Genomic DNA, 22,165 nt, shown 5'->3' with positions numbered 1-22,165 from the left:
GTCAGTAGCCGCGTTCGAGGTCGACCAAGTGGGAAGGACGCTCGCCTTTTTTCAGCAGCGCGAGGTTGGCGAGGGTCTGCTGCGCGATCACCAGGCGGTCGGTGCGCGTCGCGATGTGCGGCGTGATCAGGATGCGCGGATCGCCCCAGAAGGGATGGTCCGGCAGCAGCGGCTCCTGCGAGAAGGCATCGAGTGTCGCGGCCGCGAGCTGGCCGCTTTCGAGCGCAGCCAGCAGGTCGGCTTCGACCAGGTGATCGCCGCGGCCGACGTTGATCAGGTGCGCGCCGCGCGGCAGTTTCGCGAACAGCGCGGCATCGAGAAAGCCCTGCGTCTGCGGCGTCAAGGGCAGCAGGCACACCAGCGTGTCGCAGCCCGACAGGAACGCGTCGAGCTGTCCGGCGCCGTGGAAGGCGACGACGCCCGGCGGCAGCGCTTCCTTGGCGCTGCGGCTCCAGCCGCGGACCTGGTAGCCGATGCCCGCGAGCGCCTCGGCGCAGGCCATGCCCAGCGTGCCGAGGCCGGCGATGCCGACGCGATGGCGGCGCGGCGAGACCACGTCCTGCTCCTCCCATCGGCCGGCCGCAGAGCTCGCGACGTAGGCGTTCATGCCGCGATGGTGCTGCACCACCGCCCAGCTCACATAGGCTTTCATGCCGGCGGCCATGCCGGTGTCGACGATGCGGCACAAGGGGCGCTCGCGTGGCAGCTGCGGGTCGGCCACGATGTGGTCGATGCCCGCGGCCAGCGACTGCACGAGCTTCAGCTTCGGCAGCCGCGCCAGCTGACCGTGCGGCGGGTACCAGCAGACCGCCGCCTCGATGTCTTCCAGCGGCCCGAGCTCGGCGCCGAGCCGCAGGTCGATGCCGGGGCAGGCCTCGCGGAATGCGGGTGCGAGGTACTGCATGTCCAGCACCTCGCTGAGCAGCGCCACGCAGGGTGTCGTGCTGTCGCCGTTGCGCTGCATCACGCGACCCGCGCCGCAGCTTCGTCGGGCGAAGCCAGCCGCGGCACCGCATCGATCAGCTTGCGCGTGTACGCATGCTGCGGGTCGTTCAGCACCGCATGCGTCTCGCCGTACTCCACCACCTCGCCGCGCTGCATCACGGCGATGTGGTCGCACATCTGGCCGGCGACGCGCAGGTCGTGGGTGATGAACACCATCGCCAGCTGGAACTGCTCGCGCACCTGGGCGAAGAGTTCCAGCACCTGGGCCTGCACGGAGACGTCGAGCGCCGACACCGGCTCGTCGGCGACCAGCAGTTCGGGCTGCATCGCCAGCGCGCGCGCGATGCCGATGCGCTGGCGCTGGCCGCCGGAGAACTCGTGGGGGTAGCGTTGCGCCGCGTCGGCCCCGAGCCCGACCAGTTTCAGCAGCTCCATCGCGCGCGCCATGGCCTCCGCCTTGGCTACGCCCTGGGCGATGGGACCGCCGGCGATCGCCGCACCGATGCGATGCCGCGGATTCAGCGACGCATACGGATCCTGGAACACCATCTGGATCTTGCCGCCGGCAGAGCGGCGGAAGTTCCCGTCCTGCGCCAGGTTGTGCCCCTTGAAGAGGATGCGGCCGCTGTCGAAGGGCGCCAGGCCGACCAGGCAGCGTCCCACGCTCGACTTGCCCGAGCCCGACTCGCCGACCAGGCCCAGCGTCTCGCCGCGGCGCAGCTCGAAGTTGATGTTCTTCGCGGCCTGCACCGAGCGGCCACGTTTGAACAGGCCCGCGCCGGACTTGTAGGTCTTGCACAGGTCCTGCACCTGCAGCAAGCGCAGCGCATCGTCGGTCGGCGTGGCGCGCTGCGCGTGGCCATGGGGAATGGCGGCGATCAGCTTGCGCGTGTAGGGATGCCGCGGCGCGCCGAGCACGCCGGCGGCGGCCCCGGACTCGACGATCTTGCCGGTCTGCATCACCACCACGTGATCGGCGATCTCCGAGACCACGCCGAAGTCGTGCGTGATGAAGAGCACGGCGGTGCCGCGGCGCTGCTGCAGTTCGCGCACCAGCTTGAGGATCTGCGCCTGCGTCGTCACGTCGAGCGCGGTGGTCGGCTCGTCCGCGATCAGCAGCACGGGCTCGAGCACGAGCGCGCAGGCGATCATCACGCGCTGGCGCTGGCCGCCGGAGAGGCGGAACGGATAGCTGTCGATCAGCAGCTCGGGATCGGGCAGGCCGACGTCGGCCAGCGCCGCGAGGATGCGGCGCCGCTTCTCGGCCGCGGGCACCGTGCCGTGCGCATCGAACACCTCGCCAATCTGCTCGCCGATGCGCATGACCGGGTTCAGCGCCGTCATCGGCTCCTGGAACACCATGCCGATGCGCCGGCCGCGCAGCTCGCGCATCTGCGGCTCGGTCAGCGCCAGCAGGTCGGTGCCTTCGAACAGGATCTTGCCGGCCACCGGCGCCACCTGCGGGCGCGGCAACAGGCCCATCACCGCGTTGGCGATCATCGATTTGCCCGAGCCGGATTCGCCGACGACGCACAGCGTCTGGCCCGGCAGCACCGAGAGCGTCGCGCCCTCGACCGCGAGCGCGCGGTCGGCACCCTTGGGCAGCGAGATGCTCAGGTCGACGACCTCGAGCACGGCTTGCGCCGGCTTCAGGCGTGTCACGCCGGCGTTCATCGGCCCCTCCCGTCCAGCCGCGTGTTGAGGCCGTCGTTGAGGCCTTCACCCACCAGGTTGAGCGCGAGCACGGTCAGCACGATGGCCAGCCCCGGGAACAGCGCCATCCACCAGGCCTGGCGCAGCACGGTGCGGGCCGAGCCAACCATGTAGCCCCAGCTCATCTGGTTGGGGTCGCCCAGGCCGAGGAAGCTCAGGCTCGATTCGAGCAGGATCGCCGTCGCCACCATGAGCGAGGCCATCACGATGATGGGCGACATGGCGTTCGGCAGGATCTGCGTGAGGATGATGCGCGGCGTCGACTGGCCGGCCAGCAAGGCGGCCTGCACGAAGTCGCGCTGGCGCAGCGTGAGGAACTCGCTGCGCACCAGGCGCGCCACCGGCGGCCAGGAGACGATGGCGATGGCCGCCACGATGGAACCGACCGAGGGCTGGAAGATCGCGACCAGCACGATGGCCAGCGCAAAGCTCGGCACCGCCTGGAAGATCTCGGTGAAGCGCATCAGCCCGGCATCGATCCAGCCGCCGAAGTAGCCGGCGACGGCACCGAGCGTGACGCCGATCAGGAGCGCGACGACGGTCGAGACCACGCCGATCAGGAGCGAGATGCGCGCACCGTGGATCACGCCCGAGAGGATGTCGCGCCCGAGGGTGTCGGTGCCCATCGCGAAGCCGGGCTCGGTCCAGGGCCGCAGGAAGGGCTGCTGCACCATGCCCCAGGGGTCGTTGGCGGCCATCCAGGGGCCGAACAAAGCGACGACGGCGACGACCGCCAGCACCACCATGCCGGCCACCGCGCCCTTGTTGCGGACGAAGCGCCGCCAGAAAGGACTTTGGGTCATGTCAGTTCGATGCGTGGGTCGACCAGCGTGTAGACGAGGTCGGTGATCAGGTTGAACAGCACGGCCATCGCCGCCGTCACGAGGAAGGTGCCTAGCAGCAGGCTGTAGTCGCGCTGCAGCAGCGCGTCGAACATCAGGCGGCCGAGGCCGGGCCATGCGAACACCGTTTCGGTGAGCACCGCGCCGCCGATCAGGCTGCCGGCCTGGATGCCCGCGAGCGTGACCACCGGCAACAGCGCGTTGCGCAGCACGTGCGCGCGCAGGATGCGGCCGGGCTTCACGCCCTTGGCGCGTGCCGTCTTCACGAAGTCCATCTGCGCGACGTCGAGCATGGCGGCGCGCGTCATGCGGGCGTAGACGGCCATGTAGAACAGCGCCAGCGTCAGCACCGGAAGCACCAGGTGCTGCGCAACGTCCCACGCCAGTGCCAGCCCGGTCGCGCCCGAGCCGACGGTGCTGAAGCCGAAGCCCGGAAGCCAGTCGAGCTGCACCGTGAACACCAGCACGGCCATGAGGGCGAGCCAGTACAGGGGCGTGGCATAGAACACCAGCGCCACCGTGGTGATCGCGCTGTCCACCCACGTCCCCGCCCGCCGCGCCGAGAGCGCGCCGAGCGTGACGCCGAACAAGAGCGACAGCGCGAAGGCGCTGCCGGTGAGCAGCAGCGTCGCAGGCAGCCGGTCCAGGATCAGCTTCAGCACCGGCTGCTGCTGGCGGTAGGAGAAGCCGAGGTCGAGCTGCACCACCTTGCCGAGGTAGGTGCCGAGCTGGGTCGTGATCGGCTGGTCGAGCCCGAACTGCGCGCGCAGCTGGGCGACGAACTGCGGGTCCGAAGCACCGGCCTCGCCGGCCAGCACCGAGACCGGATCGCCCGGCGCGGCGCGCACCAGCATGAAGTTGACGGTCGCGATCAGCAGGATCGCGACCAGACCCTGCAGCACGCGGGCCAGCATGAATTGCGTGCGCTTCATGCGCGGCTCAGGCCACCGAGGCGCCGCTCAGGCTGTCGTTCAGGCCGATGCCCGAACTGATGATGTTGCTGAGCTTGGTGCGGTAGAGCGTCGGGAAGTTGATCTCGTACAGCCAGGCCACCGGCACGTCGTTCAGCAGCAGCTTCTGCGCCTCCAGGTAGATCGCCTTGCGCTTCTCGGGATCGGCCTCCTTGGCGCCGGCATCGAACAGCTCGTCGATCTTCGGGTTGGAGTAGCCCTCGACGTTGTTGAAGGGCGAGCCCTTGGCGATATTGGCCGTGGTGTAGTTGCGCGCCACGCCCAGGGCCGGGTCGCCGTACTGGTAGACGTAGGTGAAGGCGAGGTCGTAGTCCCACTCGTTGAGCTTCTGGTTCCAGCCGGCCACGTCGGTGGCGACCATCTCGAGCTTGACGCCGGCCTGCGCCAGGTTCTGGCGCAGGATCTCGGCCGAGCGCGTCCAGGTCTCGCCGTAGGGCAGCGGCAGCAGGCGCAGCGTCTCGCCCTTGTAGCCGGCCTCGGCCAGCAGCTTCTTGGCGGTGTCGACGCTGCGCGGGTACTTGGGGACGTCGGTGCTGTGGAACTTGATGTTGCTGTTGAAGGGGCCGGTCGCCGGCTTGGCGAAGCCCTGCCAGGCCACCTTGCAGATGGCCTCGCGGTCGATCGCGTGCATCAGGGCCTGGCGGAACTTGACCTGGTCCATCGGCGCCTTGCGGTTGTTGATCCACAGCCAGGCGTGCGGCGCGAAGAACTCCCAGCCCTTGGTCGTGACCGCGGCGCCCGGCAGCTTCGACAGCCGCAGCACGTCGAAGTACTCGACCGCGCCGCCCGGCACCAGGTCGACCTTGCCCGATTCGAAGGCCGCGGCGCGCGAGGCCGCGTCGGGAATGACGTGGAAGTACACGCTCTCGACCAGCGGCACGTCCTTGACGTGGTACTTGTCGTTGGCCACCAGCTGGATGTAGGAGCCCTTGACCCATTCCTTGAACTTGAACGGGCCGGTGCCGATCGGCGTGGCGTTGGCCGGGTTGGCGGCGAAGTCCGTGCCTTCGTAGATGTGCTTGGGGATCATCGGCATGCTGCCGACCTCGAAGATGCCGAGGAAGGGCCCGAAGGGGTACTTGAGCTTGAACTCGACCGTCAGCGGATCGACGGCGCGGATGCTTTCGACCGCGGCGAGATTGGCGCGCAGCCGTGCATGCGTCTTGCGCAAGAACACGTCGGCGGAGAACACCACGTCGGCCGAGGTGAAGGGCTTGCCGTCGTGCCACAGCACGCCGGGCTTGAGCTTGAAGGTGAAGAGCGTGCCTTCCTTGTTCGAGGTCCAGGAGGTGGCCAGCGAAGGCAGCGGGGTGATCTTCTCGTCGTAGCGCAGCAGGCCTTCGTAGATGTTGCCGGCAATCATCTGCGTGGGACCGTTCTGCGTGATGCCCAGCATCAGCCCGGGCGGCTCGGGCTGGACCACCGCGTTGATCACGCCGCCCTTCTTGCCTGCCGCCAGCACATGCAGGGGAACGCCCGCGAGCGTCAGGCCGGCCGCCGTGGCGGCACCCATTTGAATGAGATTGCGACGTTTCATGAGAACTCCTTGTGGCTCGATCGGGGATGGTGGGAAGGAAGGAAGGGAACGAAGCTCAGTCGCGGAAGGACGTGGCGGGCACGGGCTCGATGCGCTGCAGCAGCGCGCGCCATTCGCGTGCATTCGGGTCGGGCTGGCCGGGCATGCGCACGGTGTCGCCGCTCTCGTACTGGCGCGCGGTCTTTTCGCAGACCTCGAGCGGCACCGGATACACGGGCTGGCCGCTGGACTGGATCGCGACCTGCACGCGGCAGGCGCGCTCCAGATTGAGCATGAGGATGAAGGCCTCCGACACCGTGCGGCCCAGCGTGACCAGGCCGTGGTTGCGCAGGATGAGCGCACGCGCCGTCGGCCCGAGGTCTGCGACCAGCCGTTCGCGCTCCTCGAAGTCGAGCGCGATGCCCTCGAAGTCGTGATAGACCACGCGCTCGTGGAACTGCAGCGCCCACTGGTTGCAGGGCTGCAGCCCGCCGGCGAGCGAGGACACCGCCACGCCCGCCACCGTGTGCGTGTGCAGCACGCAGGCGGCGTCGTGGCGCGCCGCATGCACGGCGCTGTGGATGGTGAAGCCGGCCGGGTTCACGTCGTAGGGCGAGTCGTCGAGGATGCGGCCCTCGAGGTCGATCTTCACCAGCGAGGAAGCCGTGACGTCCTTGAACAGCATCCCGAAGGGGTTGATCAGGAACTGGTCTTCGGTGCCGGGCACGCGCGCGGAGATGTGCGTGTAGATGCTGTCGTCCATCCCGTAGTGCGCCACCAGCCGGTAGGCGGCAGCCAGGTCCTGGCGCACGGCGCGCTCGGCATCGGAGATCGGGAGGGCCGCGCGGCCCACTGCGTGCAATGGCATGGATCTTTTCCTTGGGTCGGTTCCGACGGGCAACTGTCGACAGTCGGCATTTCACAGCATACAGCAATATACGGGCCCATCCTTCGATGTGTGCATCCACTCTCCTGGCATGCCTCTAAAAACAAGGTGGTTCATCCCAATGAAGAGGGCGTACAGTGTTGATCTGATTCAGGGCCTTCGGGCGCGCCGCACACTATCGGGGCAGCCAGGCACCATGGCGCGCCACACCAGGCAAACTGCGCCAGACTGCAGACTGTTCGAAAAGGAGCCGAGCATGAAACTGCTGGAAATGCCCGAGGCGCAACGCGCCGAGCTGTCCGCCCGCAGCGCCCTGGCCATCGACGCCAAGGGCCGGGAAGTGCTGCATGGCTTGAGCGCCGACGAGTCGCAGTTCTTCGTCGATTGCATGCGCGAGTCGCCGTCCCGGCCGGCCGAACGCGAGCGCTGCGTGGAACTGAGCGTCAAACACGAGGCCGCCCGCCTGAAGATCGCCTCGGTGGACGACGAAAGCACCGGCGAAGAAAACAGGCCTCCGCGCCTCGCGCACAAATTCTGAAGGCCGCCACGGGCAGCGCTGGATCGGCGGCGCTGAGCCGGCTCTGAGGGATCGGGAGCTTGGCGGCGCCCGGCTCCGGCAGTGCCGTGGCATGCTTGCCATTCGCACTGGTTTACGGAGGCGTCATGTCCATGACCGTTCAAGATCTTGAGGCTCAGGTCCTCGGTTTGCCGCCCGAGGACCGCGCTCGACTTCTGGAGCGACTGATCGCCAGCTTCGAGCCCAGATCAAAGGCACAGGAAGCGTGGATGCAGCTGGCGCTGCGCCGCCAGGAGGATGTCCGTTCGGGCAAGGCCGCAATGGTCCCGGGCGATGAGGCCCTTGCGCGCGTGCGGGCAAGGATCAGGTGAGTTACTGGATTCATCCCGAAGCCGAAGCTGAGCTCGGTGATGCGGCGTCTACTATGCGACCCATGCAAGTCGACTGATCGCACAGAGGCTTTCCTCGCCGAGTACGAGCGAGTTCTTGGGTTCCTCCTCGAGAATCAGCAGCGTGGTCCTCATGGCGGGCACGGCATGCGCATCTATCACTTCGATCGATTTCCCTGCACCGTGATCTACGCGGAAGACGCAAGCCTCGGGCCTCAGATCTTTGCCATCGCGCATCAGAGCCGCGAGCCCGCGTACTGGTCTTCCAGGCTCTGACTGCCCAGACGCGCTGCAGGCGAGTTCTCCGACGCACTATTCGGCAAAGCGCCGCAGCCCTTCCAGATCGACCACGGTGATGCCGCCGTACTCGATGCGCAGCAGGCCCGCTTCGCGCAGCCGGTTGAGCGCCGCGTTGCAGCGCTGGCGCGAGAGGCCGGAGAGGTTGGCGATCTCTTCCTGCGAAGTCTGCAGATACACGTCGCTGCCCGGATGCAGCCACGGATGGAACAGGCCGGCCAGCGCGCGCGCCACCTGGCTGTCGGCATCGAGCAACCGGTGCGCCGCATAGTTGCCCATGAACCAGTGCAGGCGCTCGTTGATCTGGTTCAGCAGGAAGTGGTTGAAGCTCATCTGCGTGCGGTGCAGCCACTCGAAGGTGTCGAGCGGCAGCACCGCGACACGGCTGTCGCGCAGCGCGATGATGTCGGCCGAGCGCGGCATCGCGCGCAACAGCGTGCCTTCGCCGAACCAGCTGCCGACCGACAGGCCGCCGAAGGTGACGGAGCGGCCGTCGCTCGATGTCATCGACCACTTGAGCAGGCCTTCGAGCGTGCCGTACCAGTGCAGCGGCGCGTCGCCGCGGCGGCACAGCGCGGCGCCGGCGGCCACCGACTCCTCGCGCATGTCATCGAGCACGCGCGCCTGCGCCGCCGCGTCCAGCCCGGGGAACCAGACCGATCGCTGCAGCAGCTCGGGAATCGACAAGGACGCCGGCGGTCTCTGGCTCGGCCTGGTGTGCGGCATCGACGCTCCTGCTGGCTGCGGCTCGTAAACCCTGATCTCAAATGTCATCGCAATGACTGCCGGGACGACGGCAGCCAAAAATAATAGCGCGCCGTCCACAGGAGAAAGCCCATGTCCAAGCGCAAAGTGATCGTGACCATCGCCCCCACGGGCGGCATGGCGCACAAGTCGCAGAACCCGCATCTTCCCACCCAGCCCGAGGAGATCGCGGCGGATGTGGTGGCCTGCTGGAAGGCCGGCGCCAGCGTGGCCGCGATCCACGCGCGCCGGCCCGACGATGGCGCCACCTGCGACGCCGAGGTCTACCGCGACATCAACCGCCGCATCCGCGCCGCCGGCTGCGACATCGTGCTCAACAACTCCACCGGCGGCGGCGTGCACGGCGACATGATCAAGCCGCTGCCTGGGGGGCGCTGGGAGATCGCCTTCGACGAGCGCGTGAAGGGGATGGACGCCGGCGCCGAGATGTGCACGCTGGACGCGACCACGCTCAACCTCAGCTTCGAGGGCCGCGAGATCCTGATGGACACGCCGCTCACCAAGGGCCGCGAGCTCGCGGCCGGCATGAAGGCGCGCGGCATCAAGCCCGAGTGGGAGGTGTTCAGCCCCACCCACATCCTGCAGGACACCACCACGCTGATCGAGGAGGGGCTGGACGAGGCGCCCTACTTCATCAACCTGGTGATGAACGTGCACCGCAACTTCCAGAACGCGATGCCCTTCTCGCCGCGGCACCTGCAGATGATGGTGGACACGCTGCCCAAGGGCGCGATCTTCTGCGTGAGTGGCATCGGCCCCTCGCAGCTCGAGGCCAACATCAGCGCGCTGCTGCTCGGCGGCCATGCGCGCGTCGGCCTGGAGGACAACCTCTATTACCGTCACGGCGAGCTGGCCACCAACCTGCAGCTCACCGAGCGCATCGTGCGCCTCATCCGCGAGATGGACATGGAGCCCGCGACGCCGGCCGAGGCGCGCGACATGATGGGGCTGCCGCGCGTGGGCCTGCCGCGCCCCGAGTTCGCAGCCTGACCAACGATTCCGAGAGAACAGCAAGGAGACACACCATGACCGATCGCCGCCACTTCCTCCACACCCTCGGCGGCGCAGCCGCGCTCGCTGCCCTGCACCCCTTGGCCGCGCTGGCCCAGACCATCGAGCAGGTCAAGATCCTCTACGGCTTCCCGGCCGGCAGCGCCGGCGACAGCGTGGCGCGCCGCGTCGGCGAGAAGCTGGCCGGCTCTTCCTACACCCGCAACGCGGCCGTGGTCGAGAACAAGCCCGGCGCGGGCGGACGCATCGCGCTGGAGCTGCTCAAGGCGGCGCCGGCCGACGGCAGCGTGCTGGCGCTCACGCCCTTCTCCTGCACCTCGATCTACCCGCACATCTACAAGAAGCTGAGCTACGACCCGGTCAAGGACCTCGCGCCGGTGTCGATCGCCGCGGTGATGCACCACGGCCTGGCGGTCGGCCCGCTGGTGCCGGCCAGCGTCAAGACGGTGAAGGATTTCCTGGCCTGGGCCAAGGCCAACCCCAACGACGCGAGCTACGGCTCGCCGGCGGCCGGCTCGACGCCGCACTTCATCGGCGCGCTCTTGGGCATCAACAACGGTGTCGAGCTCAAGCACGTGCCCTACCGCGGCTCCATCCCCGGCGTGACCGACGTGGTGGGCGGCCAGATCGCCTCGATGATCACGCCCAGCGGCGACTTCATCGCCAACCACAAGGCCGGCAAGCTGCGCCTGATCGCCACCTCCGGCAAGGCGCGCTCGCCGTTCTCGCCCGAGGTCCCGACCCTGGCCGAACAGGGCTTTCCGGAACTGACCACCGAAGAGTGGTTCGGCTTCTACGCGCCGGCCAAGACGCCGGCCTCGGTGATCGCCGCCGCCAACGCGTCCATCAACGCCGCGATCAAGGACAAGTCCGTCATCGACAGCCTGGCGGTGGTCGGCCTGATCGCCCAGGGCTCCACCGTCGAGGAGATGGCCCGCTCGCAGAACATCGAGTTCGAGCGCTGGGGTCCGCTGGTCAAGAAGGTCGGCTTCACGGCCGAATCCTGACGATGGCGCACATGGACACGGCCATCACACGCGTCGCGGTCGTCGGCACCGGCGTGATCGGCGCCAGCTGGGCGGCCTACTTCCTCGCCCACGGGCTCGACGTCGATGCCACCGATCCTTCGCCGGGCGCCGAGGCGCGGCTATTCGAAGCCGTGGCGCAGCACTGGCCGACCTTGCAGCGCTTCGGGCTGGCCGAAGGTGCGTCGATGGAGCGGCTGCGCTTCCATGCAACGCTGGAAGACGCGGTGCGCGACGCCGACTTCGTGCAGGAGAACGGCCCCGAGCGCCTGGACTTCAAGATCGATCTGTTCCGCCGCATGGACGTGGCCGCGCAGCCGCACGCGATCCTCGCTTCGAGCTCTTCGGGGCTCGCGATCAGCGGCGTGCAATCCGGCTGCGCGCATCCCGCGCGCGTGGTGCTGGGCCACCCCTTCAATCCGCCGCACCTGATTCCGCTGGTCGAGGTGATCGGCGGCACGGCCACGTCGCCCGCGACCATCGAACGCACGATGGCCTTCTATTCCGCGATCGGCAAGCGCCCGATCCACGTGAAGCGCGAGGTCAAGGGCCATATCGCGAACCGGCTGCAGGCCGCGCTGTGGCGCGAGGCCTTTCACCTGGTCGACCAGGGCGTGGCCTCGGTGGCCGACATCGATGCGGCCATCGCGCACGGGCCCGGTTTGCGCTGGGCCGTGATGGGCCCGTTCATGAACCTGCATCTCTCCGGTGGCGCCGGCGGCATCGCGCATGTGCTCGCGCACCTGGGTGGGCCGATCGAGGACTGGTGGAAGGATCTGGGTGCACCCACGATGACACCCAAGCTCAAGCAGCAGGTGGCCGAAGGCGTGGCCGCGGAGCTGGGCCAACGCCACACCAGTGAGCTCGAAGCCGCGCGCGACATCCTGCTGTTGAACCTGATTCGCGCAAAAGCGGCGTCCGGCACACTCGAATAACCAAGCGCCTCCAGGAGACAAGCGATGACCGCCCCCGGCTTCTTCGACGACGAGCGCCAGCTCGCCCCGCCGCGCACCCTGCGCATCGACTTCGACGACGGCTCCTTCGCGCTGCGCTCGCCGGTGGCGCTCAGGCCCTATGCGCGCTGCATCGGCGAGTGGCTGGAGCGCTGGGCGCGCGAGACGCCCGATGCGCTGGCGCTGGCCGAGCGCGACGAAAGCGACGAAGGCTGGCGCCGGCTCGACTACCGTGCGCTGCGCCGCGCCGTCGGCGCCGTGGCGCAAGGCCTGCTGGACCTGGGCGTGCCCGCAGACAAGCCGGTGGTGATCCTCTCCGACAACGCGATCGACCATGCGGTGCTGATGCTCGCCGCCATGCACATCGGCCGCACCGCCTGCTCGCTCTCCAGCGCCTATTCGCGCATGGCGAAGGACCCGACGCGGCTGCACAGCATGCTGCGCGCGCTCGAGCCGGCGCTGATCTATGCCTCGGATGCCAAGGTCTACGGCAGCGCACTGGCGGGCTCGCGCATCGATGCGCCGGCGGTGTTCCGCCGCAACGCCGACGCCCACCCGGGCGCGCTCAGCTTCGCGCAGCTGCTCGAAACCGAGGAAACGCCGGCCGTCATGCAGGCCTTCGAGGCCATCCTGCCCGACACCCACGCCAAGTACCTGCTGACCTCGGGCTCGACCGGCCGGCCCAAGGTGGTAATCAACACGCACCGCATGCTGTGCGCCAACCAGCAGATGATTGCGCAGACCTGGCGCTTCCTCGACCAGGAGCCGCCGGTGCTGGTGGACTGGCTGCCCTGGAGCCACACCTTCGGCGCCAACCACAACTTCAACATCGTCCTCAGCCACGGCGGCGCGCTCTACATCGACGAGGGCCGGCCGGCGCCGGGGCTGATCGAGAAGACGGTGCGCAACCTGCGCGAGGTGCGGCCCACGCTGCTCTTCAACGTGCCGCGCGGCTACGACATGCTGCTGCCCTTCCTCGAGGCGGACGACACGCTCGCGGCCGAGGCCTTCTCGCGCCTGCGCCTGTGCTTCTATGCCGCCGCGGCGCTCGCGCCCTCGACCTGGCAGCGGCTCGAAGCGGTGGCGCGGCGCGCACGGCCCGCGCAGCCGCTGTGGCTCACCACTTCCTGGGGCGCGACCGAGACCTCGCCCGCGATCACCTCGGCGCACTGGAAGCTCGACGGCGCAGGCTGCATCGGCGCGCCGCTGCCGGGGCTGGAGCTGAAGTTCGTCCCCAACGGCGACAAGCTGGAGATGCGGGTCAAGGGCGTTTCGGTGTTTCCCGGCTATCGCGGTGCGCCGCGCGAGACCGCGCAGGCCTTCGACGAGGAGGGCTACTACCGCATCGGCGACGCGGGCTACCTGGTCGATGAAGCACGGCCCGAGTGCGGCGTGATGTTCAACGGCCGCGTGGCCGAGGACTTCAAGCTCACCAGCGCCACCTGGGTGTCGGTGGGCACGCTGCGCGTGGAGCTGGTCTCGCGGCTTGCGCCGCTGGTGCAGGACGTCGTGATCACCGGCCACGACCGCGAGGCGGTTGGCATGCTGGTGTTCGCCAGCCCGCAGGGCGCCGCGCTGCCGCGCGAGGAGCTGGCGGCCGCACTGCGCCGCACGATGGCAGCCATGCGCGACGCCGGTGCAGGTTCCTCGCAACGCCCGGTGCGCGCACTGGTGCTCGCTACCCCGCCCGACATCGATGCCGGCGAGATCACCGACAAGGGCTACATCAACCAGCGCGCGGTGCTGACGCGACGCGCGGCCGAGGTCGAGCGGCTGCATGGCAGCGCAGCCGACCCGGAAGTGGTGCGCCTGGACGATTGAGCTCGAGAAGCGGCTACGGAGCGTTCATGTAGCGCTCGACCTCGCAGGCCTGCCCTGCGGGATCGGCGCCGCAGGCCGTCGGAGGCGGTGCATGGGCCGCGCCCGCGCAGCCTGCCAGGATGAGAACACCAGCGATCGCGAAGATGGCTCGCACTGCGTCTCCTTGGTAGACAGCCTCGCGGCCATGACCAGCCTGCGAGGCCCACCCACGATACCGCAGGCACTCCGACTCCGCAGCGATCGCCGAAGCTTGTCGAACGACGGCTTGGCGCCCCGGTCCCGTTTAAGCTTCGCCGATCAAGCCTGTCCGGAATGCAAAAGACGACGCCTGCTTCCAGTCCCGACGCCTATGTGGCCGCCCTCGATGGCTGGCGTCGGGCGTGCGTCGGGGAATTGCGTGCGGCGGTTCGCGCCGCGTCGGCGATGGAGGAGGTCGTGAAATGGCGCCACCTCGTCTATCTCGCGAACGGGCCCGTGCTCCTCATTCGCGCGGAGGAAGCCCGGGTACTGTTCGGCTTCTGGCGAGGGCAGCAGCTGCTCGCCATCGAACCCGGGCTCAAGCCTGGAGGGAAGTACGAAATGGCCACGCTGGAACTGCGAGAGGGAATGACCGTCGACCCCGCCACAGTGCGCCTCCTGACGCGAAAGGCGGTCGCCCTCAATCGAACGCTTGGTGATCCGACTCTCGCAGCGAAGCGCGGCTGAACGACTGATGCAGGCTCAGCCCAGCAGCAGCGGATTGCGGCGCGCTTCGTCGAGCCGGCGCTGGCGCAGGGGTTCGACGCACTGCAGGCTGCGGCGGGCGGATGGCTGCGCGCACGCGTAGTTCATGCAGACCGCGCGGAACACGAAACTCAAGCCCGTGCACTTGGCCGACGGACCCCGGGCGCCGGCGCGGGCCAGCAGCGGTGCTGCACTGGCGTGGGCCGAAGAAAACCTGCGCGGGGTTTTGCCTGGCGCCGCACGGGAGCGCTCCGCAACGACGGCAAGGGGTTCGGTGTCCGCCTTCGGCGCTTGCGCCAGCGCGACGGCCGGCGCATCCGGCGATGCATGCATCGGCATTTTTTCGCTTGCCGAAGAGAAGGACCCGTCGCGAGGGCCGAAGGCCGCGACGACGATGAGCGGGATCGCCACGGTCCACATGGCCAGCAAGGCAACGGCGCGCAATGGCCGCGCCACCACGACGGGCGACGGCGTCTTCGGTTCGTTGTCGGCCGGCCGCGCCGCCAGGCGGTCGGCGAGCCGGCGGCGCCGTCGCGCTTCGTCGGCAGCCAGTCTCGCGAACTGCCTGAGCTGCTCTTCCGTAGGACCCGGGCCGCCCCGGATGAAGCTTCCGAACGAGCGAACGATGGCGGCCTGCGCCTCTTCTCTTGCGCTCGCCGCGTTGCGGGTGGCGTCCAACTGGGCGCCGATCGACACCTCCGTCGTCCGCGCAGACCTTGAATTGAAACCCTCTGACATCAGTTCCTTCCAGCACCAAAAGCCATGAGACGGCATCACATCCGAGCTTGCGCATTTTTCTGTCGGACATCGCCTGATGTGCTTGTCCCGGTGGTAACCGGGCGTTAAGACGCCCAGGGCCTGCTAACAGGCCCTAGCGCTGCAGACGCGCCGCAAGCCGTGTCAGGTTGGAAGCCCACCGGTTCGGCTTTTCTTCTTCCCATTGTTGGGCGAGCTCGGAGACATTGCGGTCCGCGACGCGGGCCAGGGCCAGCCTGGCGCGCGTCGCGAGCGCATGCAGTTCTTCTGTTCGTCTGCCGGCCAGGCACTCCACCGCTCGCGTTTTCGATGCCGCGGCGCCCTTGCCGATGGCGCCGGCGATCAGTTCGGCGGCAGCGACCGCGGCGGCCCCGTCGTCCGCATCGATGTGGCTTGCCATCTGCGCCATGTCGAGAGCCTGGGACACAAAGGCCGGATCCGCCCTGCGCTCGCATTCGGCCAGCCAGTCCTGCGCGGCGTCGTTGTCGAAAGCGCCGTCGCCCCACGCCCCGGCGTGCGCCGCCAGGTTCATCGAAAGTGCGAGTGCAGCAACAATCAAAAGATGCTTCGGCCGGCTCACCGTGGTCCACCTCATCGCAGCCGCCATGGCTGCCGGCGACAAGGCTACATCAACCAGCGCGCGCTGCCGGCGCGGCGCGCGGCGGGACTCGAAAAGCTGTCCGGCAACGCCAGCGATGCAGTGGTCATCCGGCTGGACTGAAGCACGGCCAGGTCGGTCTCGACTTCGAGGAAGCAGGCCAGCATCGCATTGACGCCCGGCGCGCGGCCGGTGCCGTCGCGCCAGTGCGGCAGCTCGTGGTCCATCTGGACGCAGAGATCGTTCCAGGCCTCGGCCAGCGCGGCCCAGGGCACGACCGCAGGGTCGCTGACGCGGCCCGCCAGCAGCAGGAGCGCGCGCCGCAGCGAGGGGGTCTGCTCCACCAGCAGGCGGCAGCGGCGGAACTCGCTCGCGCTGCGCGGCAGGTCGAGCGCGGCGCCGCCATAGTGCGGCGGGCGAACGCCGGTCAAGAGCGTGAAGAGCGCCAGGCTCGAAAGCCCCTGTTCACCGGCCGCGAGCCAGCGCACGGCATCCGGCTCGAGCCGGCGCGCAGCACGGCCCAGCTGCGCGCGCACGCGTCCCATGGCGGCGGGCGCTTCCTGCTCGCGGATGCGCGCCAGCCCTTGCGGCGGACCGAGGACGGCAGTGGCGCCCAGCATGCGCGCGACGTCGGCATGCAGCACGTCGATGTCGCTCGCCTCCTTCAAGAGAAACAGCCAGTCGCGCAGCGGCATGTGGCCGTACACGATCCTGCAGCCTTCGCGCTGCTGGATCTTGTAGTTCGGCTCGCCCGCGGCCGGCGTCTTCGATGGGGTCATGCCGGTATATCGGCAGACCGGGGGCCGGCGAACAGGGCGACGCCAAGAAAAAATGCGAGCGTGGTGTGCGGGTAGCGCTCACTCCAGCTTCATGCCCGAATCCGCCAAGCGAATCGCGCCAAGCTCATGACCTGAAGAGCCGGTCGTATTCGAACAGGCGAACGATTCGCGGCGCGATCCGCTTCGACTGCGGATGGAGAGGATTGATCAGGGCCGCTCGTTCCTCTGGAACCACCACCGAAGGCACCAGCAGAATCGGCGTCCGCAGCGAGGCAAGCCACGCGGAGCCGATCCTCACGCTGGCATGACCCGCGGGGATCGCTGACCAGGTCGCAGGCAGGGACGCCACGTCGAGTTCTTCGCGCGACTCCCACATGTCATCCGGTACATCCAGCTCGAGCAGATATCGGTTCAGCGGAAGGCCGGTGTTGTCGATGTGCGCAGCGGTCTCGAGCACCGCGATGGAGACGGACGGCGCCGCGTAGACGACCGGCTCGCCAGTGTCGTTCCATCGGCCGGGATGCTTGGCCGCGCCGCCGCCGCTGAGATCATCGGCGCGGTACTTTCGAGTATCGGCCGCGATTCGCCACAGCTTCACTGGTAGGCGCCGCTCTCGATGGAGCCCAGCAGACGGGCGACGACCTCCACGCCCGTCGGCGTGTCGATCAGATCCGCGGGTTTGCGGCCGCCGAGAGAGGGCTGGGGCCGCTCGATCCATTGGCCGAGCCATTTCGCGGCATCGAAGCCCCTCGCCTCGGGCGCCTTGCTGTTCTCGACGATGTCCTGTGCGATTCCGAGGAGCTTGATCATGCCGATCGCGGCTTGGCCGCCGCTGCCGGAGACCAGCTCGCCCGAAGCAGCCTTCTTCTCGGCCGTGGCCTTCGGCACGCCGAGGATGGCGAAGAAACGCGAAGTCGCAAGGTCCATCCTCTTGGACAGATCCTTGATGAAGATTCCCTGCACGCCCTGGCGTTCGATCGCCACGATTTCCATCGGCGTGGCACCGGACACCGCGCGCACGTAGGCGTCGACACCTTTGTTCCGCTGATAGAGGATGACGGCCTGGGTGCCGCGACGCGGCTTGGGGGCGGAACCGGTTCTGGTCTGTGACGACAACATGGCTGGCCTCAGTATGTCTATATGAAGACGAATTTTAGTCTCATTCTAGACGACACAGGCAACCCCCTCACCTTCCGCGACCTCGTCGCCCACCTCGGATACACCACGTCAACGGGCTTGAGCACGCCGGTGCGGCGTGACACGATCGCGCAGATGACCAGCAGACCCGCCGCAGCGCAGCACCTGCGCGACCTCGCGAGGCTACGCCGCGTTCGCGACCGGATCGACCGGGAGTACGCGCAGCCGCTGGACGTCGAGGCGCTCGCCCGTGGCGTGAACATGTCGGCCGGGCACCTCAGCCGCCAGTTCCGGCTCGCCTACGGCGAGTCGCCGTACGCCTATCTGATGACGCGGCGCATCGAGCGCGCGATGGCGCTGCTGCGTCGTGGCGATCTCAGCGTCACAGAGGTCTGTTTCGAGGTCGGCTGCTCGTCGCTGGGCACCTTCAGCACTCGCTTCACCGAACTGGTCGGCATGCCGCCCAGCACCTATCGGCGCCAGGGAGAGCGCGCGACCGCGGGGATCCCGTCGTGCGTGGCGAAACAAGTCACCAGACCGATCAGGAATCGAGAAGCGCCGATCACCGAGCCGCAACTAGACTGGCCGCCACCGCAACCAGACTGACCGCCATGGACATCACCATTCACTCGAGCTTCCTCCCGCACAACGACCCGGACGCCTCCCTGGCCTTCTACCGCGACATCCTCGGCTTCGAGGTCCGCAACGACGTCGGATACAACGGGATGCGCTGGATCACGGTCGGCCCCGCCGACCAGCCTGGCACGTCCATCGTCCTGCACCCGCCGGCCGCCACCCCCGGCGTTACCGACGACGAGCGCCGCACCGTCGCCGAGATGATGGCCAAGGGAACCTACGCCATCATCATCCTGGCCACCGCCGACCTCGACGGCACCTTCGCTCGCCTGCAGGCGAGCGGCGCCGAGCTCATCCAGGAGCCCACCGAGCAGCCGTACGGCGTGCGCGACTGTGCCTTCCGCGATCCCGCAGGCAACCACATCCGGATCAACGAAGTGCGCTGAGCGGTCCGGCAATGCGGCCCCGCCCAACAGATGGAGACACGATGAGCAAGGCCACGAGGAAGGACACGCAGTCGCCTGCGCTGCACGTTGCCGACCGCCACGATCTGATCCGCGTGCAGGGCGCGCGCGTGAACAACCTCAAGGACATCAGCGTCGAGCTCCCGAAGCGCCGGCTGACGGTGTTCACCGGCGTCTCCGGCTCGGGCAAGAGTTCGCTGGTGTTCGGCACCATCGCCGCGGAATCGCAGCGGCTGATCAACGAGACCTACAGCGCCTTCGTGCAGGGTTTCATGCCGACGATGGCGCGGCCTGAGGTCGACGTACTCGACGGCCTGACGACCGCGATCATCGTCGACCAGGAGCGGATGGGCGCCAACGCCCGCTCTACCGTCGGCACCGCCACCGACGCCAACGCGATGCTGCGCATCCTCTTCAGCCGGCTCGGCAAGCCGCACATCGGCTCGCCCAACGCGTTCTCCTTCAACGTCGCCTCGGTCCGTGCGACCGGTGTGATCACCGTCGAGCGCGGTGCCAGCAAGACGGTGAAACAGAGCTTCAGCCGCACGGGCGGCATGTGCCCGCGCTGCGAGGGCATGGGCACGGTCTCCGATATCGACCTCACTCAGCTGTATGACGATTCCAAGTCGCTCAACGAGGGCGCGATCACGATCCCGGGCTACAGCATGGACGGCTGGTATGGCCGCATCTTCCGCGGCTGCGGCTTCTTCGACGCGGACAAGCCGATCCGCAAGTTCACCAAGAAGGAGCTGCACGATCTCCTCCACAAGGAGCCGACCAAGATCAAGGTCGATGGCATCAACCTGACGTACGCGGGGCTGATCCCGCAGATCCAGAAATCGTTCCTGTCCAAGGACCTCGACGCGCTGCAGCCGCATATCCGCGCCTTCGTGGATCGGGCGATGACGTTCGACACCTGCCCCGACTGCGGCGGCACCCGGCTCAGCGAGGCCGCCCGGTCCTCCAGGATCAGGAAGATCAACATCGCCGACGCCTGCGCGATGCAGATCAGCGACCTGGCCGATTTTGTCCGTGGCCTCGAAGAGCCGTCGGTCGCGCCGTTGCTCGCCAAGCTGCTGCATACCCTCGACTCGTTCGTGGAGATCGGGCTGGGCTACCTCTCGCTCGACCGGCCGTCGGGCACGCTGTCGGGCGGCGAGGCACAGCGCACCAAGATGATCCGCCACCTCGGCTCCTCGCTCACCGACGTCACCTACGTCTTCGACGAGCCCACCATCGGTCTGCACCCCCACGACATCCAGCGGATGAACGAGCTGTTGCTGCAGCTGCGGGACAAGGGCAACACGGTGCTCGTCGTCGAGCACAAGCCGGAGGCGATCGCGATCGCCGACCACGTCGTCGACCTGGGCCCGGGCGCCGGTACGGCGGGCGGCGCCGTTTGCTACGAGGGCACCGTCGAGGGGCTGCGGGCCAGCGGCACCCTCACCGGGCGCCACTTCGACGACCGGGCCGCCCTCAAGGAGACGGTACGAACGCCGACGGGCCAGCTTCCGATCCGCGGCGCGAACACACACAACCTGAAGGACGTCGACGTCGACATCCCGCTCGGCGTGCTTTGCGTGATCACCGGCGTGGCGGGCTCCGGCAAGAGCTCGCTCGTGCACGGATCGATCCCCGCCGGCGACGGTGTGGTGTCGGTCGACCAGGGCGCGATCCGCGGCTCGCGACGGAGCAACCCGGCGACCTACACCGATCTGCTCGAGCCGATCCGCAAGGCGTTCGCAAAGGCCAACGGCGTGAAGCCGGCGCTGTTCAGCGCCAACTCCGAGGGCGCCTGCCCCACCTGCAACGGCGCCGGCGTCATCTACACCGATCTGGCGACGATGGCCGGCGTCGCCACGACCTGCGAGGACTGCGAGGGCAAGCGATTCCAGGCGTCGGTCCTGGAGTACCACCTCGGCGGCCGCGACATCAGCGAGGTGCTCGCGATGTCGGTGTCCGAGGCCGAGGAGTTCTTCGGCGCCGGCAAGGCGCACACGCCGGCCGCACACGCCATCCTCGAGCGGCTCGCCGATGTGGGCTTGAGCTACCTGAGGCTCGGCCAGCCGCTCACCACGCTGTCCGGCGGAGAGCGGCAGCGGCTCAAGCTGGCCACCCACATGGCCGAGAAGGGCGGCGTCTACGTCCTCGACGAGCCGACCAGCGGCCTCCATCTCGCCGACGTCGAGCAGCTGCTCGGCCTGCTCGACCGGCTCGTCGACGCCGGCAAGTCGGTCATCGTCATCGAGCACCACCAGGCGGTCATGGCGCACGCCGACTGGATCGTCGACCTCGGCCCCGGCGCCGGCCACGACGGCGGCCGGATCGTCTTCGAGGGCACACCCGCCGACCTCGTCGCCGCCCGCTCCACCCTCACCGGCGAGCACCTCGCGGCCTACGTCGGCACCTGACCCCTGCTGCGCAAGCGTTGGGATCACCCCAGATGCACCGCGTCAACGGGCTTGACCCCACCGCGCCGCCCATGTCTCCAGCGGCACCCGCGCCGCGTTGCAGACATAGCTGATCGCGTGGTACCAGCCGGCGAGCATCAGCAGCTCGATCAGCTGCGGCGGCGTCCAGTGCGCCGACAACGATTGCCAGAGCGCGTCGTCGACATCGGCCTTGTCGTGCAGCGCGTCCACCATCTGCAACAGCAGCCGATCACGCGGTGCAAGCACTTCGAGGTCGGCGACGGCCGAGACGATGGCCTCGCGCTCACGTTCGCCCAGTCCCGCAGCCTGGGCGAACGCCGCCCAATGCACGCCCCACTCGTACTCCGCGCCGCAGCGGGCACACACGCGCAGGATGACGATCTCCCGATCGCGCAGCCGAAGGCTTGCCTTGCGGCCCAGCAGGTAGCCGCCCCATGGCATCGATCGCTCGGCCAGCGCCGGATTGATCGCCAATACCCGGAAGAGCGCCAGGATCTCTGGCGCATCGGGCGGCGTCATCTTTTTCAGCAGCGCACCGAGCTCTTCCGGATAGGGCGGCGCAAGCGGTGCGATGCGTGGTTCGGACGGGGTCGTCATCGGCAATTCCTCTGGCTAGAATGGCTGCATTTCGCTACGGAATTCGTAGCAGCAGAATGCAGTCTACCGCTACGAATTCCGTAGCGCAATCACCTTTGCAGCATGAACGCCAAGACTTCCGATGCCCTCCCCGTCACGGCCCGGCGACCGATCATGGCCCTGCTCGAGCAGCTCGGCCGCAAGGGCACATTGCGCATCCTGTGGGAGCTGCGCGACGGCGCGCCGCAGAGCTTCAGGCTGCTGCAGACGAATGCGGGCGAGATGTCGCCCTCGGTCCTCAACGACCGCCTCAAGGAACTGCGCGCGCTGAACATCGTCGAGCTGGCCGAACTCGGCTATGCGCTCACCGAATCGGGCGTCGAGCTCGTGAAGCGCCTGAAGCCGCTCAACCAGTGGGCGGACCGCTGGTTCGAGGAGCTTTGATAATTTGTCCAGATATAGATAATCTGTCC

At 68.2% G+C, this 22,165-nt stretch carries 25 protein-coding genes; 11 read left to right on the top strand and 14 right to left on the bottom strand.

Features of this window, described 5'->3' with window-relative positions; all coding sequences use genetic code 11:
• Position 1: 1 nt before the first annotated feature.
• From ACSQ86_RS00465 to ACSQ86_RS00440, 6 genes are read right to left on the bottom strand one after another with little or no spacing between them, the layout of a single operon-like run.
• On the bottom strand, positions 2–964 hold the full coding sequence (locus tag ACSQ86_RS00465) for a 2-hydroxyacid dehydrogenase (protein ID WP_093104642.1): 963 nt from the start codon (positions 962–964) through the stop codon (positions 2–4).
• Positions 964–2,619 (bottom strand): ABC transporter ATP-binding protein, encoded by a 1,656-nt coding sequence (locus ACSQ86_RS00460; protein ID WP_093104643.1) that lies wholly within the window; start codon positions 2,617–2,619, stop codon positions 964–966. The genes ACSQ86_RS00465 and ACSQ86_RS00460 overlap by 1 nt, the downstream gene beginning before the upstream one ends.
• Complete coding sequence (locus tag ACSQ86_RS00455) at positions 2,616–3,461, bottom strand: ABC transporter permease (protein ID WP_093104645.1); 846 nt, start codon at positions 3,459–3,461, stop codon at positions 2,616–2,618. Before ACSQ86_RS00455 ends, ACSQ86_RS00460 begins: the two co-directional genes overlap by 4 nt.
• Positions 3,458–4,432, bottom strand: a complete 975-nt coding sequence (locus ACSQ86_RS00450; RefSeq protein WP_093104646.1) for an ABC transporter permease — start codon at positions 4,430–4,432, stop codon at positions 3,458–3,460. The genes ACSQ86_RS00455 and ACSQ86_RS00450 overlap by 4 nt, the downstream gene beginning before the upstream one ends.
• 7 nt (positions 4,433–4,439) lie before the next feature.
• Positions 4,440–6,008 (bottom strand): ABC transporter substrate-binding protein, encoded by a 1,569-nt coding sequence (locus ACSQ86_RS00445; RefSeq protein ID WP_436292213.1) that lies wholly within the window; start codon positions 6,006–6,008, stop codon positions 4,440–4,442.
• A gap of 55 nt (positions 6,009–6,063) precedes the next feature.
• Positions 6,064–6,855, bottom strand: a complete 792-nt coding sequence (locus ACSQ86_RS00440) for a class II aldolase/adducin family protein (RefSeq protein ID WP_436302287.1) — start codon at positions 6,853–6,855, stop codon at positions 6,064–6,066.
• 274 nt (positions 6,856–7,129) lie between these two features.
• On the opposite strand from ACSQ86_RS00440, the gene ACSQ86_RS00435 reads away from it, so the two are divergent.
• Both ACSQ86_RS00435 and ACSQ86_RS00430 read left to right on the top strand, forming a co-directional pair.
• Positions 7,130–7,411, top strand: coding sequence for a hypothetical protein (locus tag ACSQ86_RS00435; RefSeq protein WP_436308290.1), 282 nt, complete (start codon positions 7,130–7,132; stop codon positions 7,409–7,411).
• A gap of 131 nt (positions 7,412–7,542) precedes the next feature.
• Complete coding sequence (locus tag ACSQ86_RS00430) at positions 7,543–7,761, top strand: addiction module protein (RefSeq protein WP_436308289.1); 219 nt, start codon at positions 7,543–7,545, stop codon at positions 7,759–7,761.
• Between the two features lie 330 nt (positions 7,762–8,091).
• Here ACSQ86_RS00430 and ACSQ86_RS00425 read toward each other — a convergent pair whose 3' ends face one another.
• Positions 8,092–8,802, bottom strand: a complete 711-nt coding sequence (locus ACSQ86_RS00425) for a Crp/Fnr family transcriptional regulator (RefSeq protein WP_436302284.1) — start codon at positions 8,800–8,802, stop codon at positions 8,092–8,094.
• Between the two features lie 111 nt (positions 8,803–8,913).
• Between ACSQ86_RS00425 and ACSQ86_RS00420 the strand changes: the two genes are divergently transcribed.
• The 4 genes from ACSQ86_RS00420 to ACSQ86_RS00405 are packed head-to-tail and all read left to right on the top strand — an operon-like array spanning position 8,914 to position 13,651.
• A complete protein-coding gene (locus ACSQ86_RS00420; protein ID WP_093104653.1) occupies positions 8,914–9,831 on the top strand; it encodes a 3-keto-5-aminohexanoate cleavage protein in 918 nt (305 codons plus the stop codon).
• Between the two features lie 35 nt (positions 9,832–9,866).
• Positions 9,867–10,859 (top strand): Bug family tripartite tricarboxylate transporter substrate binding protein, encoded by a 993-nt coding sequence (locus ACSQ86_RS00415; RefSeq protein WP_436308288.1) that lies wholly within the window; start codon positions 9,867–9,869, stop codon positions 10,857–10,859.
• 11 nt (positions 10,860–10,870) lie between these two features.
• Positions 10,871–11,812: a 3-hydroxyacyl-CoA dehydrogenase NAD-binding domain-containing protein gene (locus tag ACSQ86_RS00410; protein ID WP_436308287.1), complete on the top strand. Its 942-nt coding sequence runs from the start codon at positions 10,871–10,873 to the stop codon at positions 11,810–11,812.
• Between the two features lie 24 nt (positions 11,813–11,836).
• Positions 11,837–13,651 (top strand): feruloyl-CoA synthase, encoded by a 1,815-nt coding sequence (locus tag ACSQ86_RS00405; RefSeq protein WP_436308286.1) that lies wholly within the window; start codon positions 11,837–11,839, stop codon positions 13,649–13,651.
• A 13-nt stretch (positions 13,652–13,664) separates the two neighbouring features.
• Here the strand turns inward: ACSQ86_RS00405 and ACSQ86_RS00400 are convergent, their stop codons facing one another.
• Positions 13,665–13,805, bottom strand: a complete 141-nt coding sequence (locus ACSQ86_RS00400) for a hypothetical protein (protein ID WP_436302281.1) — start codon at positions 13,803–13,805, stop codon at positions 13,665–13,667.
• Between the two features lie 158 nt (positions 13,806–13,963).
• On the opposite strand from ACSQ86_RS00400, the gene ACSQ86_RS00395 reads away from it, so the two are divergent.
• Positions 13,964–14,356, top strand: a complete 393-nt coding sequence (locus ACSQ86_RS00395; RefSeq protein ID WP_436308285.1) for a DUF1801 domain-containing protein — start codon at positions 13,964–13,966, stop codon at positions 14,354–14,356.
• 15 nt (positions 14,357–14,371) lie between these two features.
• Here ACSQ86_RS00395 and ACSQ86_RS00390 read toward each other — a convergent pair whose 3' ends face one another.
• From ACSQ86_RS00390 to ACSQ86_RS00370, 5 genes are all read right to left on the bottom strand, one after another.
• The gene (locus ACSQ86_RS00390) at positions 14,372–15,070 is read right to left on the bottom strand and encodes a hypothetical protein (RefSeq protein WP_436308284.1); all 699 of its coding nucleotides are present in this window, start codon (positions 15,068–15,070) and stop codon (positions 14,372–14,374) included.
• A 175-nt stretch (positions 15,071–15,245) separates the two neighbouring features.
• Positions 15,246–15,710 (bottom strand): DUF4259 domain-containing protein, encoded by a 465-nt coding sequence (locus ACSQ86_RS00385; RefSeq protein ID WP_170855591.1) that lies wholly within the window; start codon positions 15,708–15,710, stop codon positions 15,246–15,248.
• A 44-nt stretch (positions 15,711–15,754) separates the two neighbouring features.
• Entirely contained in the window at positions 15,755–16,507 is a 753-nt protein-coding gene (locus ACSQ86_RS00380; protein WP_436308283.1) for a hypothetical protein, read from the bottom strand.
• Between the two features lie 124 nt (positions 16,508–16,631).
• A complete protein-coding gene (locus tag ACSQ86_RS00375; RefSeq protein ID WP_093106884.1) occupies positions 16,632–17,105 on the bottom strand; it encodes an RES family NAD+ phosphorylase in 474 nt (157 codons plus the stop codon).
• Entirely contained in the window at positions 17,102–17,626 is a 525-nt protein-coding gene (locus ACSQ86_RS00370) for an antitoxin Xre/MbcA/ParS toxin-binding domain-containing protein (RefSeq protein WP_436308282.1), read from the bottom strand. Before ACSQ86_RS00370 ends, ACSQ86_RS00375 begins: the two co-directional genes overlap by 4 nt.
• Before the next feature lie 21 nt (positions 17,627–17,647).
• Between ACSQ86_RS00370 and ACSQ86_RS00365 the strand changes: the two genes are divergently transcribed.
• The 3 genes from ACSQ86_RS00365 to ACSQ86_RS00355 are packed head-to-tail and all read left to right on the top strand — an operon-like array spanning position 17,648 to position 21,095.
• Positions 17,648–18,250 carry a helix-turn-helix transcriptional regulator gene (locus ACSQ86_RS00365; RefSeq protein ID WP_436308281.1) on the top strand — a complete coding sequence of 201 codons (603 nt, stop codon included), beginning with the start codon at positions 17,648–17,650 and terminating at the stop codon, positions 18,248–18,250.
• 5 nt (positions 18,251–18,255) lie between these two features.
• On the top strand, positions 18,256–18,666 hold the full coding sequence (locus ACSQ86_RS00360; RefSeq protein ID WP_436302276.1) for a VOC family protein: 411 nt from the start codon (positions 18,256–18,258) through the stop codon (positions 18,664–18,666).
• A gap of 41 nt (positions 18,667–18,707) precedes the next feature.
• Positions 18,708–21,095 (top strand): ATP-binding cassette domain-containing protein, encoded by a 2,388-nt coding sequence (locus ACSQ86_RS00355; protein WP_436308280.1) that lies wholly within the window; start codon positions 18,708–18,710, stop codon positions 21,093–21,095.
• Positions 21,096–21,137: 42 nt separating this feature from the next.
• Here the strand turns inward: ACSQ86_RS00355 and ACSQ86_RS00350 are convergent, their stop codons facing one another.
• Positions 21,138–21,713, bottom strand: a complete 576-nt coding sequence (locus ACSQ86_RS00350; protein WP_436302274.1) for a carboxymuconolactone decarboxylase family protein — start codon at positions 21,711–21,713, stop codon at positions 21,138–21,140.
• A gap of 102 nt (positions 21,714–21,815) precedes the next feature.
• Here ACSQ86_RS00350 and ACSQ86_RS00345 point away from each other — a divergent pair, with 102 nt between their 5' ends.
• The gene (locus ACSQ86_RS00345) at positions 21,816–22,136 is read left to right on the top strand and encodes a winged helix-turn-helix transcriptional regulator (RefSeq protein WP_436302273.1); all 321 of its coding nucleotides are present in this window, start codon (positions 21,816–21,818) and stop codon (positions 22,134–22,136) included.
• Positions 22,137–22,165: the final 29 nt, after the last annotated feature.

The organism is Variovorax sp. LjRoot130 (assembly GCF_964253755.1).
Lineage (GTDB): Bacteria > Pseudomonadota > Gammaproteobacteria > Burkholderiales > Burkholderiaceae_C > Variovorax.
This window is presented reverse-complemented; position numbering and strand designations above follow the sequence as displayed.